The following is an 18,058-nucleotide window of genomic DNA, read 5'->3' as shown; positions in this document are numbered from 1 at the left end:
GTGTCATTAACCAATGAATTTGGCTGACACGACGCTTTCGCGAGCAGGCTCGCTCCCACAAGGGAACGGTGTTCGCTCAAGGGCTGTAGTAGCCCACCGCGACGAGGAAATGCCCGACCTTTTTCAGGTACGCATGCTTGTCCTCGATCTTGCCGGTCACCGGGTTTTTCCAGCGGTATTCATATTCGCCTTCATCCTGCTTGCCGATCAGCGCCAGAATCGGCTCGCCCACCGGTTTGCCTTCCGGGTCCTTGACCTTGCCGAAATCAGTGTTGATCAAGCGCAGGTTGGTGCCGTGGGCGACATACCGCTGATTGTTCAGATCGACCACAAATACATACAGGTCATCCTGCAGATATCCACCCTTGAGCGAGTTGATCGCTACCAGCGTGCCCTTCTCGTCCTTGGTCAGATCCGTCGCGGCTTTGTCGAGCAAGGCCTTGGCCTGCTCAGCCGAGGCCCGTGGCAGGTAGTAACCCACCGCGAGAATGCGCTGCCCGACGCGCTGATAGAACACATGCTTGCGCTCGACCTTGCCGTCGGCCCAGTTCTGCCAGCGGTATTCGGCCTGCTGGATACCGTTGCCTTCCGGCACTTTCAGCGCATCCTTGAACGCCTTCTGCAGATCCGGCCCGAGCACTTCGCTGACATCACGACCGATCAGCGCCGACGACGGCCCGCCACTGGCAAGCATGACGCCTTTGGTGTCGAGGACGAACACGTAGCGATCCTTGTCGACGAACTCACCCTGGCGGCTGAAGGCGGCGAACGCCTTGTCACCATTGTCGTGGTAGTAGGCCAAGGCTTTTTCCAGCAGGGCAATGGCGGCCTGACTGTCATCCTTGGCGGCAGTGGCGGCGCTGGCCTGACCGAAGCCGGCCAACAACATCAGGCCGAGCCAGGCCACTTTATGCAAAAACCCCATAGCGCATCCCTCGTTCTTTTTGGTGTTTCAAGAGCGTAGACGGCTTGGGCTGATGTACGAGTATTCAGAATGATGCAGGGGATTACAGGCCCCTGTGGTGAGGGTATTTATTCCCGTTCGGCGGCGCATCCGGCTGACGCGTTTTACCTGAAGATCAGGACTGCCAGCCTTGGGGCTGCTTCGCAGCCCAGCGGGGATAAATCCCCTCGCCACAAAGCACTCCAGGCAACAGATCAGTCGCTACGGGCGGGAATTGATCTGCTGCTGGAGATTCTGGATCTGCGCCTGCAAGGTGTTGAGGTTGCGGGTCATCTGCGCGCGGAACGCATCGAACTCGGCGGTGTTGCCGCCACCCTGTGGCGCTGCCGGGCGGTTGTCCTGCTGACTTTTCAGCACCACGATGTCCTGCTCCAGACGATCGATCGCCGCGCTCGGGTTGCCCTGCTTCTTCAGCGCGGCGATATCGGCACCGAGGCTTTTGAACTGAGCGTCGAACGCTTTCAACTGGGCATCGACCTTGCTGGTATCGGCGGGTGTGCTTTTGATTGTCGCCAGCTCGGCACTCAAGGCTTTGACCTGCGCCTGCAACTGCGTATTGGCGTTCTGTTGTTCGGTGGTCTGCGCGGTCATCTGCGCCAGCCGCTTGTCCAGTTCGCTGGCCTGCCCGGCCACGCCTTGCTGCTGCTTGCTCTGGTCGAGCAACTTGCCTTCGAGTTGCTTGATTTGCAGCTTCAGCGCTTCGCTGTCGCTGCTGACGTTGCTCTGGCTGGCGACGACCTTGCCGGAAATATCCTGCAGGCGCCCTGCCGCCTCTTCGCTGATCCGCGCGAAGCTTTCCTGGGTGGCGACCAGTTGCTGCTCCATCAGCGAGATCTGCTGGAAGCTCCACCAGGCCAGACCGATGAAGGCAAAAAACAACGCGCCGACCAGCGCCCACAGCGGCCCGGTGCTGGCGGCCTTGACCTTGACCACTGGCGCGCTGCGCGAATGCACGGAAGTGCGGGGGCCGGGCGCGATGTCATCGTCATCGAACGGGTCGGCGCGCAGGCTTGGCACGTTGTCGAAATCGTCGTCGTGGGCATCGTTTCGCATGGACATTGAGGCAACCTTTGGCAAACGCGGTGATGGCTAAATGCTGCGAAGTATAACCGCCGCAGCCGCAGGCATTGACCCTCAACCCGCAAGGCGGTTCATTGCCGCCCGGCCGAATCGTTTCAACGGATGTCCTGGGCTTTCCACCACGCACAGAACTCATCGAGGGCCGCCCACAGGCTGACTTTCGGATCGTAGTCGAGATAATGCCGGGCGCGGCTGATGTCGAGGGTGAAATTTTTTTTCATGACCTGCATGCCCAGGCGCGACAGGGTCGGCTCAGGGCGTCCGGGCCAGAGCATGCACGCGCCTTCGTTGAGCGCCGCGACGCTGTAGGCCAGACCGTAGGAGCGATATTTGCGCACCTGATCGACGTCCATCCGCCGCATCACGTAATTGACCACATCCCACAGCGGCACCGGCGTGCCGTTGCTGATGTTGTAGGCCTTGCCCAGCGCCGAACCTTGCGCCAACAGGCTGCTGAGCATGGCTTCGTTGAGATTTTGCACGCTGGTGAAATCGACCTTGTTCAAGCCATTGCCGATGATCGCCAGGCGGCCCTTGCGCTGCATCTTCAGCAGGCGCGGGAAGATGCTCATGTCGCCGGCACCGGTGACGAAACGCGGGCGCAGTGCGATGGTTTCCAGACCGAATTCCTGGGCACCGAAGACCTTTTGCTCGGCCAGATACTTGGTCGCGGCGTAGGGATGCTTGAAGCGCTTGGGCACTTGCTCTTCGGTCAGGCCGAGATGGTCGCGGCCATCGAAATAGATCGACGGCGACGACAGATGCACCAGCCGCCGCACCCGCTGCTTGAGGCACGCTTCGACAACGTTTTCGGTGACTTCGACATTGCCCTGATGAAAGTCCTGATAACGCCCCCACACACCGACGGCACCGGCGCAATGCACCACCGCTTCAACGTCGCGGCACAGGTCGCGCACCAGGTCGGCGTCGGTCAGATCGCCCGGCACGAACTCCGCGCCCCGGCGCACCAGATGCTCGACGCTCTCGGCCCGGCGACCGTTGACCCGCACTTCAAGGCCCTGCTCCAGGGCGAAACGCGCAAAGCGCCCGCCAATAAAGCCGCTGGCGCCGGTAACCAAAATCTTCATCAAAAACTCCAGGGAAGCAGCTGCAAGCTTCGAGCTTTCAGCTGCAAGTTGAAACGGTGCGTGTTCTTGCCGCTTGCAGCTTGACGCTTGCAGCTGCGTTCAAGCCACTAGCCATTGCTTTGAGGAGCGCAGCAGTTGTTCGGTAAGCAGGTTCAGCAACTGGCCGCCATTGCGCCAATGATGCCAGTACAGCGGCACGTCGATCGGTTTATCTGGCAGCAATTCGCGCAGCACCCCGCGTTGCAACTGTTCGCGCACTTGCAGTTCCGGCACCAGCCCCCACCCCAGGCCGGCTTCGGTCAGGCGAATGAAGCCTTCGGAAGACGGGCATAAGTGATGCTCGAACGCGCCGTCGACGCCCAACAGCGCCAGATAGCGATGCTGGAGAAAATCGTCCGGACCGAACACCAGCGCCGGGGTGCGCGGCAATTGTTCGGCGCGCACGCCTTCGGGAAAATGCCGAGCGATGAAGGCCGGGCTGGCCAAGGCGCGATAACGCATGGCGCCGAGCAATACGCTGCGTGCGCCGGCCACCGGGCGCTCGCTGGCGCACAGGCACGCAGCCACTTCACCGGCACGCATGCGCTTGAGGCCGACGGTCTGGTCTTCGACGATCAGGTCGAGCAACAAATGCTGCTCGGCGCAGAAATCGCCGACGGCCGCGGCCCACCATGTGGCGAGGCTGTCGGCGTTGAGGGCGATGCGCAGGCGATCGGGCAGGCCTTCTTCGTCCAGCGCCGGCACAACTGATTGCAAATCGCGCTCAAGCAACCGCACCTGTTGCACATGGTTGAGCAAGCGCCGGCCAATTTCGGTCGGCGATGGCGGCGTTCCGCGCACCAGCACTGGCTGGCCGACCCGCGCTTCAAGCAATTTGATGCGCTGGGAGATCGCCGACTGCGACAGGCCGAGCACCTGTGCGGCGCGATCGAATCCGGCCTGCTCGACCACAGCGGCCAGCGCGGAAAGCAATTTATAGTCGAACATCAATTTTCCTAATGGGCGATCAGCACTATTGGTTTTTCTTATACAGCGTCACACCGGAGAATAGCCAGCAAGCACTCTCTTTCAAGGATCTCTCCCATGTGGCAAAGCTACGTAAACGGCCTGTTGGTGGCGTTCGGCCTGATCATGGCGATCGGCACGCAGAACGCTTTTGTCTTGGCGCAAAGCCTGCGCCGCGAACACCATTTGCCGGTGGCGGCATTATGCGTGGTGTGTGACGCAATTCTGGTCGCGGCCGGGGTGTTCGGCCTGGCGACGATCCTCGCGCAGAACCCGACCCTGCTGGCGATTGCCCGTTGGGGCGGCGCGACGTTTCTGATCTGGTACGGCAGCCAGGCGCTGCGCCGCGCCTGCTCGAAACAGAGCCTTGAGCAAGGCGAAAACCAGACCGTGCGTTCGCTGCGCGCAGTGATGCTCAGCGCTCTGGCGGTGACCTTGCTCAACCCCCACGTTTATCTCGATACGGTATTGCTGATCGGCTCGCTGGGCGCGCAGCAATCGGTGCCGGGCGCCTATGTGGTCGGCGCGGCGAGTGCATCGTTGCTGTGGTTTTTCACCCTGGCCCTTGGCGCGGCATGGCTGGCACCGTGGCTGGCCCGCCCGAGCACCTGGCGCATTCTCGATCTGGTGGTGGCGTTAATGATGTTCGCCGTGGCCGCGCAGTTGATCATCGCCGGATGAATAATTGCCAAAGGCTCTGGAACCTCTATCCCACACAGTTGTTGCGTGGTTAAGGCGCGACCCCGGTGCTATGATCCGAACCCTGCGCCGCAAAGAGTAAAAACTCGCCGGTGCATTTCCGGCCGCCCGTGATCGGCCTTGCGCTCACCGCAACAGACCTGATTAGGAGAATCATCATGGCTTTCGAATTGCCGCCGCTGCCTTACGCACACGATGCCCTGCAGCCGCACATCTCCAAGGAAACCCTGGAGTTCCACCACGACAAGCACCACAACACCTACGTCGTGAACCTGAACAACCTGGTGCCAGGCACCGAGTTTGAAGGCAAGACCCTGGAAGAAATCGTCAAGACCTCTTCGGGCGGCATCTTCAACAACGCCGCTCAGGTCTGGAACCACACTTTCTACTGGAACTGCCTGGCGCCAAACGCCGGCGGTCAACCAACTGGCGCCCTGGCAGATGCCATCAACGCAGCGTTCGGTTCGTTCGACAAGTTCAAGGAAGAATTCAGCAAAACCTCGATCGGCACCTTCGGTTCCGGCTGGGGCTGGCTGGTGAAAAAGGCTGACGGTTCCCTGGCCCTGGCCAGCACCATCGGCGCCGGCAACCCGCTGACCAGCGGCGACACCCCGCTGCTGACCTGCGACGTCTGGGAACACGCTTACTACATCGACTACCGCAACCTGCGTCCGAAGTACGTTGAAGCGTTCTGGAACCTGGTCAACTGGAAGTTCGTGGCCGAGCAGTTCGAAGGCAAAACCTTCACCGCTTAAGCTGCGCGCCAGATGAAAAACCCGGCTTCGGCCGGGTTTTTTTATGCCCGGCGCATGGCGTTTCTCGCACGGTAAAAGCAGCCTCGCGCCGTTTGCCGCCAGCCCCCAGCCGTCTACCATCACAGAAAGGAAAAAATCTTTGGCCCAGTGCTCAAGTTGAAGGCAATTGCAACCGACACAGTTAATTCAGAGCTATTACTCAAATGACGACATTGCGGCCAGGATCACGGCGACTTTTCCCGTGCCTGATTGTCCCTTTGACTGCCAACCCGGGATTGCCAATACTCATGGCAACTTGACGCTACCCGCACGGAACAAGGAATAACCCTTTGAAGCTGGAACTCAAGAACAGCTTGTCGGTGAAGTTGCTCCGGGTCGTGCTCCTGTCGGCATTGATCGTAGGCGTAGTCTTGAGCTGCGCGCAGATTGTCTTCGATGCCTACAAGACCCGTCAGGCGGTTGCCAGCGACGCCGAGCGCATCCTCGACATGTTCCGCGATCCATCGACCCAGGCCGTGTACAGCCTGGATCGGGAAATGGGCATGCAGGTGATCGAAGGGCTGTTCCAGGACGACGCCGTGCGTCAGGCCTCCATCGGCCACCCCAACGAGGCCATGCTGGCGCAGAAATCCCGCGAACTGCAGCACTCCAACAGCCGTTGGCTGACCGACCTGATTCTCGGCCAGGAACGCACCTTCACCACGCAATTGGTCGGCCGTGGCCCTTACAGCGAGTATTACGGCGACCTGAGCATCACCCTCGACACCGCCACCTATGGCGAAGGGTTTATCGTCAGCTCGGTGATCATTTTCATCTCCGGCGTACTGCGCGCACTGGCGCTGGGCCTGGTGCTGTATCTGGTCTATCACTGGCTGCTGACCAAACCGCTGTCGCGAATCATCGAGCACCTCACCGAGATCAACCCCGATCGTCCCAGCGAGCACAAAATTCCGCAGATCAAGGGCCACGAAAAAAACGAACTGGGCCTGTGGATCAACACCGCCAACCAGTTGCTCGAGTCCATCGAACGCAACACCCACCTGCGCCACGAAGCGGAAAACAGCCTGCTGCGCATGGCCCAGTACGACTTCCTCACCGGTTTGCCGAACCGCCAGCAATTGCAACAGCAACTGGACAAGATTCTCGTCGATGCCGGCAAATTGCAGCGCCGCGTCGCCGTGTTGTGCGTCGGCCTGGATGACTTCAAGGGCATCAACGAGCAATTCAGCTACCAGACCGGCGACCAATTGCTGCTGGCCCTGGCCGATCGCTTACGTGCCCACAGCGGTCGTCTCGGCGCCCTCGCTCGCCTGGGCGGCGATCAGTTCGCGCTGGTGCAGGCCGACATTGAACAACCTTACGAAGCAGCAGAACTGGCGCAGAGCATTCTCGATGACCTCGAAGCGCCCTTCGCCCTAGACGATCAGGAGATCCGCCTGCGCGCGACCATCGGCATCACCCTGTTTCCGGAGGACGGCGACAGCACCGAGAAGCTGTTGCAGAAAGCCGAGCAGACCATGACCCTGGCCAAGACCCGCTCGCGCAATCGCTATCAGTTCTACATCGCCAGCGTCGACAGCGAGATGCGCCGTCGTCGCGAGCTGGAAAAGGATTTGCGCGATGCGCTGATCCGCGACCAGTTCTACCTCGTCTATCAGCCGCAGATCAGTTATCGCGATCACCGCGTGGTCGGCGTCGAAGCGCTGATTCGCTGGCAGCACCCGGAACACGGTCTGGTGCCGCCGGACCTGTTCATTCCGCTGGCCGAACAGAACGGCACGATCATCGCCATCGGCGAGTGGGTGCTCGATCAAGCGTGCAAGCAATTGCGCGAGTGGCACGATCAGGGTTTCGTCGATCTGCGCATGGCGGTCAATCTGTCCACTGTGCAACTGCACCACGCCGAGCTGCCACGGGTGGTCAACAACCTGTTGCAGATGTACCGCTTGCCGCCGCGCAGTCTGGAACTGGAAGTCACTGAAACCGGCCTGATGGAAGACATCACCACCGCCGCCCAGCATCTGCTCAGCCTGCGCCGCTCCGGTGCGCTGATCGCGATTGATGACTTCGGCACCGGATATTCATCGCTCAGTTATCTGAAAAGCCTGCCGCTGGACAAGATCAAGATCGACAAGAGCTTCGTCCAGGATCTGCTCGACGACGACGATGACGCGACCATCGTTCGCGCGATCATCCAACTGGGCAAGAGCCTGGGCATGCAGGTGATTGCCGAGGGCGTGGAAACCGCCGAGCAGGAAACCTACATCATTTCCGAGGGTTGCCACGAAGGTCAGGGCTACCACTACAGCAAACCGCTGCCGGCGCGGGAGCTGGGGATTTACCTCAAGCAGGCGCAACGCAGCAACGCGGCGATTCTTTAAAGATCAGAAGATCGCAGCCTTTTTATGAAAGCAAAGATCGCAGCCTTCGGCAGCTCCTACATTTGAAATGCGTTCCCCCCGTAGGAGCCGACGAGTGCAACGAGGCTGCGATCTTTTGATCTTCTTGCGCAAATAAGAAATATTTCCACCCACGCCTTTACACATAATGCGAAAGATTTGCATTATGTCGCAGTTTTGCGCGCCCCCGGCGCCAGTCCACTCAACTACCGAAGCAGGATGTTCGCCATGATTCGTATGCCTCTGGCTACCGCCAGTCTGCTGGCCATCGCTATTTCCCTCGCCGGTTGCGGCGAAGGCAAGGACAAAGAAAAAGCCTCCGAAATGACTCCGGCTTCCAGCAGCGCTGCTCCAGCCCCTGCCGCTGCACCTGCTCCTGCCGCCGGTAAAGTTGACGATGCCGCCGCCAAGGCTGTGGTCGCGCACTATGCCGACATGGTCTTCGCCGTTTACAGCGATGCCGAATCCACCGCGAAAACCCTGCAAACCGCCGTCGACGCGTTCCTCGCCAAGCCGAACGCCGACACCCTCAAAGCCGCCAAGGCTGCCTGGGTCGCCGCACGCGTGCCGTACCTGCAGAGCGAAGTATTCCGCTTCGGCAACACCATCATTGACGATTGGGAAGGTCAGGTTAACGCCTGGCCATTGGACGAAGGCTTGATCGACTACGTCGACAAATCCTACGAGCACGCGCTGGGTAACCCGGGCGCCACCGCCAACATCATCGCCAACACCGAAGTGCAGGTCGGCGAAGACAAGGTCGACGTGAAAGAAATCACCCCGGAAAAACTCGCCAGCCTCAACGAGCTGGGCGGTTCCGAGGCGAACGTTGCCACCGGCTACCACGCGATCGAATTCCTGCTCTGGGGCCAGGATCTGAACGGCACCGGCCCGGGCGCTGGCAACCGTCCGGCTTCGGACTATCTGGAAGGCGCCGGCGCCACCGGTGGTCATAACGAGCGTCGTCGTGCCTACCTGAAAGCCGTGACCCAACTGCTGGTGAGCGATCTTGAAGAAATGGTCGGCAACTGGAAGCCGAACGTGGCCGACAACTATCGCGCCACCCTGGAAGCCGAGCCAGGCGAAACCGGCCTGCGCAAAATGCTCTTCGGCATGGGCAGCCTGTCCCTGGGTGAACTGGCGGGCGAGCGCATGAAGGTTTCCCTGGAAGCCAACTCCCCGGAAGACGAGCAGGATTGCTTCAGCGACAACACCCACTACTCGCACTTCTACGACGCCAAAGGCGTGCGTAACGTTTACCTGGGCGAGTACACCCGTGTTGACGGCACCAAGCTGACCGGCGCCAGCCTGTCGTCGCTGGTAGCCAAGGCCGACCCGGCTGCCGACACCGCGCTGAAAGCCGATCTGGCCGCGACCGAAGCGAAGATCCAGGTCATGGTCGATCACGCCAACAAGGGTGAGCACTACGACCAGTTGATCGCCGCCGGCAACACCGCTGGCAATCAGGTCGTTCGCGACGCCATCGCCGCGCTGGTCAAGCAGACCGGTTCGATCGAAGCCGCTGCGGGCAAACTGGGCATCAGCGACCTGAACCCGGACAACGCCGATCACGAATTCTGATCACCGCGTCCGCGTCAAAAAAAGGCGACCTTCGGGCCGCCTTTTTCATTCCCGGCACATCACTATCCCTGTGGGAGCGAGCCTGCTCGCGAAGGCTTTATCCGGCGCGGCATTTTCAACGCATCGGACGTCGCTTTCGCGAGCAGGCTCGCTCCCACAGGGTTGGCATGCGCTTCAAGGCTTGCGCGATATCAAGCAAACGATAATTCCTCTTATTCAAACTCCCCCGCCCTGTTAGACTTTGCGCCTTTGTTTTCGCCCGTTTGCAGGATGTCTGATGCCGTTGTTGCCGCTTCGCTTGTCCGCACTGTTGCTGGCCCTGGGCCTGAGTGCCTGCGATGACGCCCCGCGTTTCACCAAGGCCGAGCCGGGGGAAGCGCGTTCGGGCGGTGCGGCGACTGTGCGCAAGAGCGATCAGAACGCCTTTTCCCTGCCATCGGCCAACCTGCCGCCGTCGCGGCGCGTGGACTTTAGTGTCGGCAACAGTTTCTTTCGCAGCCCGTGGGTGATCGCGCCGTCGACCACCACGGCGCGCGACGGTCTCGGACCGTTGTTCAATACCAACGCCTGCCAGAACTGCCACATCAAGGACGGTCGCGGGCATCCGCCGGCACCTGACGCATCCAATGCGGTGTCAATGCTGGTACGCCTGTCGATTCCCGACGCGCCGCCCTACGCCAAAGTCATCGAACAGCTCGGCGTAGTGCCGGAGCCGGTGTATGGCGGGCAATTCCAGGACATGGCCGTGCCCGGCGTCGCCCCGGAAGGCAAAGTGCGTGTCGACTACACGCCAGTGCCGGTGCGTTTCAAGGACGGCACCGAGGTCGAGTTGCGCAAACCGACCCTGCAGATCACTCAACTCGGTTACGGCCCAATGCATCCGGACACGCGTTTTTCCGCGCGGGTGGCGCCGCCGATGATTGGTCTGGGCCTGCTCGAAGCCATCCCTGAGCAAGCGATCCTCGCCAACGCCGCCGCCCAGGCGAAAGAGAACAATGGCATCAACGGCCGGCCCAACCGTGTCTGGGATGACCAGTTGCAGAAAACCGTCATCGGCCGGTTCGGCTGGAAAGCCGGGCAGCCGAATCTCAATCAACAGAATGTTCATGCGTTCTCGGGTGACATGGGCCTGACCACCAGCCTGCGGCCGTTCGACGATTGCACCGAGGCGCAAACCGCCTGCAAACAGGCGCCGAACGGCAATGGCCCGGACGGCGAACCGGAAGTCAGCGACAACATCCTGCGGCTGGTGCTGTTCTACAGCCGCAATCTGGCAGTGCCAGCGCGCCGTGGCGTCAACGATCCACAGGTGCTGGCCGGCAAGAATCTGTTTTTCCAGGCCGGTTGCCAGTCGTGCCACACGCCGAAATACACCACTGCCGCCGATGCCGCCGAACCGGAATTGGCCAATCAGGTGATTCGTCCGTACAGCGACTTGCTGCTGCATGACATGGGCGAAGGCCTGGCGGACAACCGCACGGAATTTCAGGCCTCCGGCCGCGACTGGCGCACCCCGCCGTTGTGGGGGATTGGTCTGACGCAAGCGGTCAGCGGTCACACCCAGTTTTTGCATGACGGCCGCGCACGCAACCTGCTCGAAGCGGTGCTCTGGCATGGCGGCGAGGCGACGGCGGCGCAGCAACAGGTTTTGTCTTTCAATGCCGAGCAGCGCGCTGCGTTGCTGGCGTTTCTGAACTCACTTTAAATACTGAAAAAACATCGGGAGCCCGACATGTTCCGTCCCAAGTTACTGTTCACCAGCCTTGCCGCGCTCGCCCTCGGCGCCTGCTCGCCGCAGGATCCGCAAGCGGTCACTTCGGCGGCGATCGCCAAATCGGTGATCCTGCCGACCTACACTCGCTGGGTCGAAGCCGACAAGCAACTGGCGGTCAGCGCCCTCGCCTACTGCCAGGGCAAAGAGACCCTGGAAACCGCCCGTGCCGATTTCCTCCACGCGCAAAAAGCCTGGGCCGAACTGCAACCGCTGTTGATCGGTCCGCTGGCCGAGGGCAATCGCTCGTGGCAAGTGCAGTTCTGGCCGGACAAGAAAAATCTGGTCGGCCGTCAGGTCGAGCAACTGGTCGTCGCCCAGCCGCAGATCGATGCCGCTGCGCTGGCCAAATCCAGCGTCGTCGTGCAGGGCCTGTCGGCTTACGAATACATCCTCTTCGACGCCAAGCCTGACGTCGCCAACGATGCGCAGAAAGCCAAATACTGCCCGCTGCTGATCGCCATCGGCGAACGCCAGAAGCAACTGGCCGAAGAGATCCTGCAGGGCTGGAACAACACCGACGGCATGCTCGCGCAAATGAGCAAGTTCCCTAACCAGCGCTACGCCGACTCCCACGAAGCGATCGCCGATCTGCTGCGCGTACAAGTGACGGCACTGGATACCCTGAAGAAAAAACTCGGCACGCCGATGGGCCGTCAGAGCAAGGGCGTACCGCAGCCGTTCCAGGCGGATGCGTGGCGCAGCCAGTCGTCGCTGACCGCACTGGAAGCCAGCCTTGCCGCCGCCAAAACCGTCTGGGAAGGCGTCGACAACAAAGGCCTGCGCGGTCTGCTGCCGACCGAGCAGAAACCGTTGGCGGACAAGATCGATGCTGCCTATGCCGCTTCGCTGAAGCTGTTTGACAGCACCCAGCGCTCGCTCGGCGAAATGCTCGAAGACGACGCCGGTCGCCAGCAACTCAACGATATCTACGACAGCCTCAACGTCGTCCATCGCCTGCATGAAGGTGAGCTGGCCAAGGCGCTGGGCATCCAACTGGGCTTCAACGCCAACGACGGTGACTGATGAGGGCGAGTGCCATGCTGCGACGTCAGGTTCTGACTTTAGGTAGTGCACTGCTGGGAGCAGTGACGCTGGGCGGCTGGACGCTGTTCAAACGCAAGGATCAGAGCCCGCTGCTGCTGTCGGCGCGTGACGATACTGACGGCAAGCATTACGCCGTCGGCTATCGGCTCGACGGTACGCAGGTGTTCGCCACCCACGTCGGCCAGCGTTGTCACGACATCATCAATCATCCGACGCAGCCGCTGGCGCTGTTCGTTGCACGGCGTCCGGGTACCGAGAGTTACCTGATCGACCTGCGCGACGGCAAGCTACTGCAGACCGTGACCTCGCAGCCGAACCGGCACTTCTACGGCCACGCCGTGGTGCACAAGGACGGCGAATACCTGTACGCAACCGAAAACGATACGACCGATCCTGGTCGCGGTTTGCTCGGTGTGTATAAGTTCGAAGGCGAGCGGCTGGTGCACACGGGCGAGATTTCCACTCACGGTCTCGGCCCGCATCAGGTGTCGTGGATGCCCGACGGCGAGACGCTGGTGGTGGCCAACGGCGGCATTCGCACCGAGGCGGAAAGCCGCGTCGACATGAATCTCAACGCCATGGAACCGAGCCTGGTGCTGATGCAGCGCGACGGCACGTTGCTGAGCAAGGAAACCCTCGCCCAGCAGATGAACAGCGTCCGCCACCTGGGCATCGCCAGTGACGGCACCATCGTTGCCGGTCAGCAATTCATGGGCCCGTCCCACGAACGCTCGGAGCTGTTGGCGATCAAGCGCCCCGGGCAAGCGTTCGTGGCGTTCCCGGTAGCGGAAGATCAGTTGCAGGCGATGGGGCACTACACCGCCAGCGTTGCGGTGCACAGCGACCTGCGTCTGGTCGCGTTGACAGCGCCGCGCGGCAACCGCTTCTTTATCTGGGATCTGGACAGCGGCGAACTGCGCCTCGATGCGCCTTTGCCTGATTGCGCCGGCGTTGGTGCGGTGAAGGATGGCTTTGTCGTGACTTCGGGTCAGGGCCGCTGCCGCTACTACGATTGCCGACAGGAACAACTGCTGGCCAAGCCGCTGGAATTGCCGGCGGGGCTCTGGGACAACCATCTGCACTTGATGGCCTGATAACACCCATTTTGAGAGGCCCCATCCTGTGGCGAGGGGATTTATCCCCGTTGGGTGGCGCAGCCGCCCTTAAAACTGCAATTGCGGTATGACTGAAGGATTCAGCGGGCCGCTTCGCAGCCCAACGGGGATAAATCCCCTCACCACAGGATTGTGTCCCGCTGCACCTGTAATAACTGCCAGTTGGAATCCCCACCTGACTCGGAGTAATGTGCCCGCCTGTCTCATGATTTATCCAAGGAACTGGACTTATGCTGCGTCGCCGCATGCTGATCATGTTGGGTGTTGTTTTGCTGCTCGTCCTGGTGCTGGGCGGTTACAAGGCCTTTTCGATCTACACGATGATCCAGGGCTTTTCCAAACCGAAACCACCCATCAGCGTCGCCGTAGCCACCGCCGGCGAACAGCCATGGCAGATGCGCTTGCCCACTGTCGGTTCGCTCAAGGCATTGCAAGGTGTCGACTTGAGTCTGGAAGTCGCCGGCACCGTCACTGAACTCAAATTCGAATCCGGGCAGAAGGTCAAGGCCGGACAGCCGCTGCTGCAACTCGACAGCGCCGTCGAGACCGCTCTGCTGGAAACCGCCCGCGCCGACCTCGGCCTGGCACAACTGGACTTCGGCCGTGGTGCGCAACTGGTCGACAGCCGCGCGATCTCCAAAGGCGAGTACGACCGCCTCTCCGCCGTGCTGCAAAAGAACAAGGCCACGGTCAATCAGCTCAACGCGTCGCTGGCGAAAAAGCGCATCCTCGCGCCATTCAGCGGCACTATCGGCATCCGTCAGGTCGACGTCGGCGACTACCTCGCCAGCGGTACCAAAATCGCCACGTTGCAGGATTTGAGCAGCCTTTACGCTGACTTCTACGTGCCGGAACAAGCGGTGCCGAAACTCGCTATCGGCCAGCCCGTACAGTTCACCGTCGCCGCGTATCCCGGGCAGAACTTTGTCGGCAAGATCAGCGCGATCAACCCGATCGTCGAAAGCACCACGCGCAACATCCTCGTCCGCGCCACCCTGGCCAACCCCGACGGCAAGCTGCTGCCGGGGATGTTCGCCAGCCTTGAAGTGCTGCTGCCTGATCCGCAAAAGCACATCGTCGTGCCGGAGAGCGCGATCACCTACACCCTGTACGGCAACTCGGTTTATGTGGTCGGGCAGAAGAAGGCCGAGGACGGCAGCGTCGCCAAGGATGAAAACGGCCAACCGCTGCTGATCGCCGAACGTCGTTTCGTCGAGACCGGTGAACGCCGCGATGGCCTGGTGATGATCAACAAGGGCGTACAGAGCGGCGAACAAGTGGTAACGGCGGGCCAGATCAAACTGGACAACGGTGCCCACATCGCCATCAGCGACGACAAGACCCTCGGCGAGCAGAACAGTCCGCCTCGCGCCGACTGATCAAGGAATTTCCATGGCTTTTACCGATCCGTTCATCCGCCGCCCGGTGCTCGCCACCGTGGTCAGCCTGCTGATTGTGCTGCTGGGCTTCCAGGCCTGGAGCAAGCTGCCGCTGCGTCAGTATCCGCAAATGGAAAACGCCCTGATCACGGTGACCACGGCTTATCCCGGGGCCAATGCGGAAACCATCCAGGGCTACATCACCCAGCCGATGCAACAGAGCCTGGCCAGTGCCGAGGGCATCGATTACATGACCTCGGTCAGCCGGCAGAACTTCTCGGTGATTTCGATCTACGCGCGCATCGGTGCCAACACCGACCGCTTGTTCACCGAACTGCTGGCCAAGGCCAACGAGGTGAAGAACAAGCTGCCGCAGGACGCCGAAGACCCGGTGCTGAGCAAGGAATCCGCCGACGCTTCGGCGCTGATGTACATCAGTTTCTTCAGCAAGGACCTGAGCAACCCGCAGATCACCGACTACCTGTCGCGGGTCATCCAGCCAAAACTGGCGACGCTGCCGGGCATGGCCGAAGCGGAAATTCTCGGCAATCAGGTGTTCGCCATGCGTCTGTGGCTCGACCCGGTGAAACTCGCCGGCTTCGGCCTCAGCGCCGCCGACGTGACCGCAGCAGTGCGCCAGTACAACTTCCTCTCCGCCGCCGGCGAGGTGAAAGGCGAGTACACCGTCACCAGCATCAACGCCAACACCGAACTGAAATCCGCCGAGGCCTTCGCGGCGATTCCGCTCAAGGTCGATGGTGACAGCCGCGTGTTGCTGCGCGATGTCGCGCGGGTGGAAATGGGCGCGGAAAACTACGATTCGATCAGCTCGTTCGGCGGCACGCCATCGGTATACATCGGCATCAAGGCGACCCCCGGCGCCAACCCGCTGGACGTGATCAAGGAAGTGCGCAAGCTGATGCCCGAGCTGGAAGCGCAGCTGCCACCGAACCTGAAAAGCGAAATCGCCTACGACGCGACACTGTTCATTCAGGCCTCGATCGATGAGGTGGTGAAAACCCTGTTCGAAGCGGTGCTGATCGTCATCGTCGTGGTGTTCCTGTTCCTCGGCGCGCTGCGTTCGGTAGTGATCCCGGTGGTGACCATTCCGCTGTCGATGATCGGCGTGATGTTCTTCATGCAGATGATGGGTTACTCGATGAACCTGCTGACGCTGCTGGCGATGGTGCTGGCCATCGGTCTGGTGGTGGACGATGCGATCGTCGTCGTGGAGAACATCCACCGGCACATCGAGGAAGGCAAGACGCCGTTCGACGCAGCGCTGGAAGGCGCGCGGGAAATTGCCATGCCGGTGGTGTCGATGACCATCACCCTGGCGGCGGTGTATGCGCCGATCGGTTTTCTCACCGGGCTGACCGGGGCGTTGTTCAAGGAGTTCGCCCTGACCCTGGCTGGAGCAGTGGTGATTTCTGGGGTCGTTGCCCTGACGCTGTCGCCGATGATGTGCGCGTTTCTGTTGCGTCACGAAGAGAATCCCAGCGGCCTGGCCCATCGTCTCGACCGCGTCTTTGAAGGCCTCAAGCGCCGTTATCAAAACATGCTGCATGGCACGCTCAATACGCGGCCGGTGGTGCTGGTGTTTGCGGTGATCGTGCTGTGCCTGATTCCGGTGTTTCTCAAGTTCACCAAGTCGGAACTGGCCCCGGACGAAGATCAGGGCATCATTTTCATGATGGCCAGCGCACCGCAGCCGACCAACCTCGACTACCTGAGCACCTACACCGACGAATTCATCACCATCTTCAAGGAGTTTCCCGAGTACTACTCCTCGTTCCAGATCAACGGCTACAACGGCGTGCAGGCCGGTATCGGCGGCTTCCTGCTCAAGCCATGGAACGAGCGCAGCCGCACGCAGATGGAAATCCTCCCCGAGGTGCAGAGCAAACTGGAGAGCATTCCCGGCCTGCAGATCTTCGGTTTCAACCTGCCCTCCCTGCCCGGCACCGGTGAGGGTCTGCCCTTCGAATTCGTGGTCAACACCGCCAATGACTACGAGCTGCTGCTGCAAGTCGCCGAGCGCATCGAGAAACGCGCCATGGAGTCAGGCAAGTTCGCCTTCGTCGACCTCGATCTGGCGTTCGACAAGCCGGAAGTAGTCGTGGATATCGACCGCGACAAGGCTGCGCAGATGGGCGTGTCGATGCTCGACCTCGGCAGCACGCTGGCGACCTTGCTCGGCGAGGCGGAGATCAACCGCTTCACCATCGACGGGCGCAGCTACAAGGTCATCGCCCAGGTCGAACGGGCCTACCGCGACAATCCGGACTGGCTGAACAATTACTACGTGAAAAACACTCAGGGCGAATTGCTGCCGCTGTCGACGCTGATCAAGGTCAGCGACCGCGCACGACCGCGCCAGCTCAATCAGTTCCAGCAACTCAACGCAGCGAAGATTTCCGGTTTCCCGCTGGTGAGCATGGGCGAAGCCATCGACACCGTGCTGCAAATTGCCCGCGAAGAAGCACCGGCGGGGTTTGCCTTCGACTACGGCGGCGCCTCGCGTCAGTACGTGCAGGAAGGCAGCGCATTGTGGGTAACTTTCGCCCTGGCACTGGCGATCATCTTTCTGGTGCTGGCCGCACAGTTCGAAAGCTTCCGTGATCCGCTGGTGATTCTGGTAACGGTGCCGCTGTCGATTTGCGGTGCGCTGATCCCGTTGTTCCTCGGCTGGTCGAGCATGAACATCTACACCCAGGTCGGGCTGGTGACGCTGATCGGCCTGATCAGCAAGCACGGCATCCTGATCGTCGAGTTTGCCAACCAGTTGCGCAAGGACAAGGGTTTGAGCGCCCGTGAAGCGGTGGAGGAAGCAGCGGCGATTCGCTTGCGCCCGGTGCTGATGACAACGGCGGCAATGGTGTTCGGCATGGTGCCGCTGATTCTGGCCACCGGCGCGGGCGCCGTGAGCCGCTTTGATATCGGCATGGTGATTGCCACGGGGATGTCGATTGGCACGTTGTTCACGTTGTTCGTGCTGCCGTGTGTTTATACCTTCCTGGCTAAGCCAGATGCCAGATAACGCACATTTCCCTGTGGGAGCGAGCCTGCTCGCGAAGGTGTGTCAGTCGACATCAATGCAGCTGAACTAGCGCATTCGCGAGCAGGCTCGCTCCCACAGGATGCACCTATATCCATCAAGATTTCGGCAAAAAAA

At 61.0% G+C, this 18,058-nt stretch carries 13 protein-coding genes; 9 read left to right on the top strand and 4 right to left on the bottom strand.

Annotation, left to right across the window (positions count from 1 at the left end):
* Nucleotides 1-76: 76 nt before the first annotated feature.
* The 4 genes from KVG85_RS25755 to KVG85_RS25740 form a co-directional block, all read right to left on the bottom strand.
* The gene (locus KVG85_RS25755; RefSeq protein WP_217865396.1) at nt 77-925 is read right to left on the bottom strand and encodes a cache domain-containing protein; all 849 of its coding nucleotides are present in this window, start codon (nt 923-925) and stop codon (nt 77-79) included.
* A gap of 240 nt (nt 926-1,165) precedes the next feature.
* A complete protein-coding gene (locus KVG85_RS25750) occupies nt 1,166-2,023 on the bottom strand; it encodes an ATPase (protein WP_076563987.1) in 858 nt (285 codons plus the stop codon).
* A gap of 116 nt (nt 2,024-2,139) precedes the next feature.
* On the bottom strand, nt 2,140-3,132 hold the full coding sequence (locus tag KVG85_RS25745; RefSeq protein WP_217865395.1) for an NAD-dependent epimerase/dehydratase family protein: 993 nt from the start codon (nt 3,130-3,132) through the stop codon (nt 2,140-2,142).
* Nucleotides 3,133-3,231: 99 nt separating this feature from the next.
* Entirely contained in the window at nt 3,232-4,119 is an 888-nt protein-coding gene (locus KVG85_RS25740) for a LysR family transcriptional regulator ArgP (protein WP_130902339.1), read from the bottom strand.
* 96 nt (nt 4,120-4,215) lie between these two features.
* Between KVG85_RS25740 and KVG85_RS25735 the strand changes: the two genes are divergently transcribed.
* From KVG85_RS25735 to KVG85_RS25695, 9 genes are all read left to right on the top strand, one after another.
* Nucleotides 4,216-4,818 (top strand): LysE/ArgO family amino acid transporter, encoded by a 603-nt coding sequence (locus KVG85_RS25735; protein ID WP_016773432.1) that lies wholly within the window; start codon nt 4,216-4,218, stop codon nt 4,816-4,818.
* Between the two features lie 176 nt (nt 4,819-4,994).
* Complete coding sequence (locus KVG85_RS25730; protein ID WP_016773431.1) at nt 4,995-5,591, top strand: superoxide dismutase; 597 nt, start codon at nt 4,995-4,997, stop codon at nt 5,589-5,591.
* Between the two features lie 329 nt (nt 5,592-5,920).
* Nucleotides 5,921-7,972 (top strand): putative bifunctional diguanylate cyclase/phosphodiesterase, encoded by a 2,052-nt coding sequence (locus KVG85_RS25725; RefSeq protein ID WP_217865394.1) that lies wholly within the window; start codon nt 5,921-5,923, stop codon nt 7,970-7,972.
* Nucleotides 7,973-8,218: 246 nt separating this feature from the next.
* Nucleotides 8,219-9,571, top strand: a complete 1,353-nt coding sequence (locus KVG85_RS25720; protein ID WP_217865393.1) for an imelysin family protein — start codon at nt 8,219-8,221, stop codon at nt 9,569-9,571.
* 277 nt (nt 9,572-9,848) lie between these two features.
* Nucleotides 9,849-11,276: a di-heme oxidoreductase family protein gene (locus KVG85_RS25715; protein WP_217865392.1), complete on the top strand. Its 1,428-nt coding sequence runs from the start codon at nt 9,849-9,851 to the stop codon at nt 11,274-11,276.
* Nucleotides 11,277-11,303: 27 nt separating this feature from the next.
* Entirely contained in the window at nt 11,304-12,368 is a 1,065-nt protein-coding gene (locus tag KVG85_RS25710; protein ID WP_217865391.1) for an imelysin family protein, read from the top strand.
* A 14-nt stretch (nt 12,369-12,382) separates the two neighbouring features.
* Nucleotides 12,383-13,483 carry a DUF1513 domain-containing protein gene (locus KVG85_RS25705; RefSeq protein ID WP_217865390.1) on the top strand — a complete coding sequence of 367 codons (1,101 nt, stop codon included), beginning with the start codon at nt 12,383-12,385 and terminating at the stop codon, nt 13,481-13,483.
* Between the two features lie 251 nt (nt 13,484-13,734).
* Nucleotides 13,735-14,883, top strand: coding sequence for an efflux RND transporter periplasmic adaptor subunit (locus tag KVG85_RS25700; RefSeq protein WP_217865389.1), 1,149 nt, complete (start codon nt 13,735-13,737; stop codon nt 14,881-14,883).
* A 13-nt stretch (nt 14,884-14,896) separates the two neighbouring features.
* Entirely contained in the window at nt 14,897-17,923 is a 3,027-nt protein-coding gene (locus tag KVG85_RS25695) for a multidrug efflux RND transporter permease subunit (protein WP_217865388.1), read from the top strand.
* The last annotated feature ends 135 nt before the right edge of the window (nt 17,924-18,058 follow it).

It is taken from the genome of Pseudomonas triticicola, from assembly GCF_019145375.1.
Lineage (GTDB): Bacteria > Pseudomonadota > Gammaproteobacteria > Pseudomonadales > Pseudomonadaceae > Aquipseudomonas > Aquipseudomonas triticicola.
The sequence above is the reverse complement of the archived record's forward strand: the minus strand, read 5'-3'. Positions and strand labels throughout refer to the sequence as shown.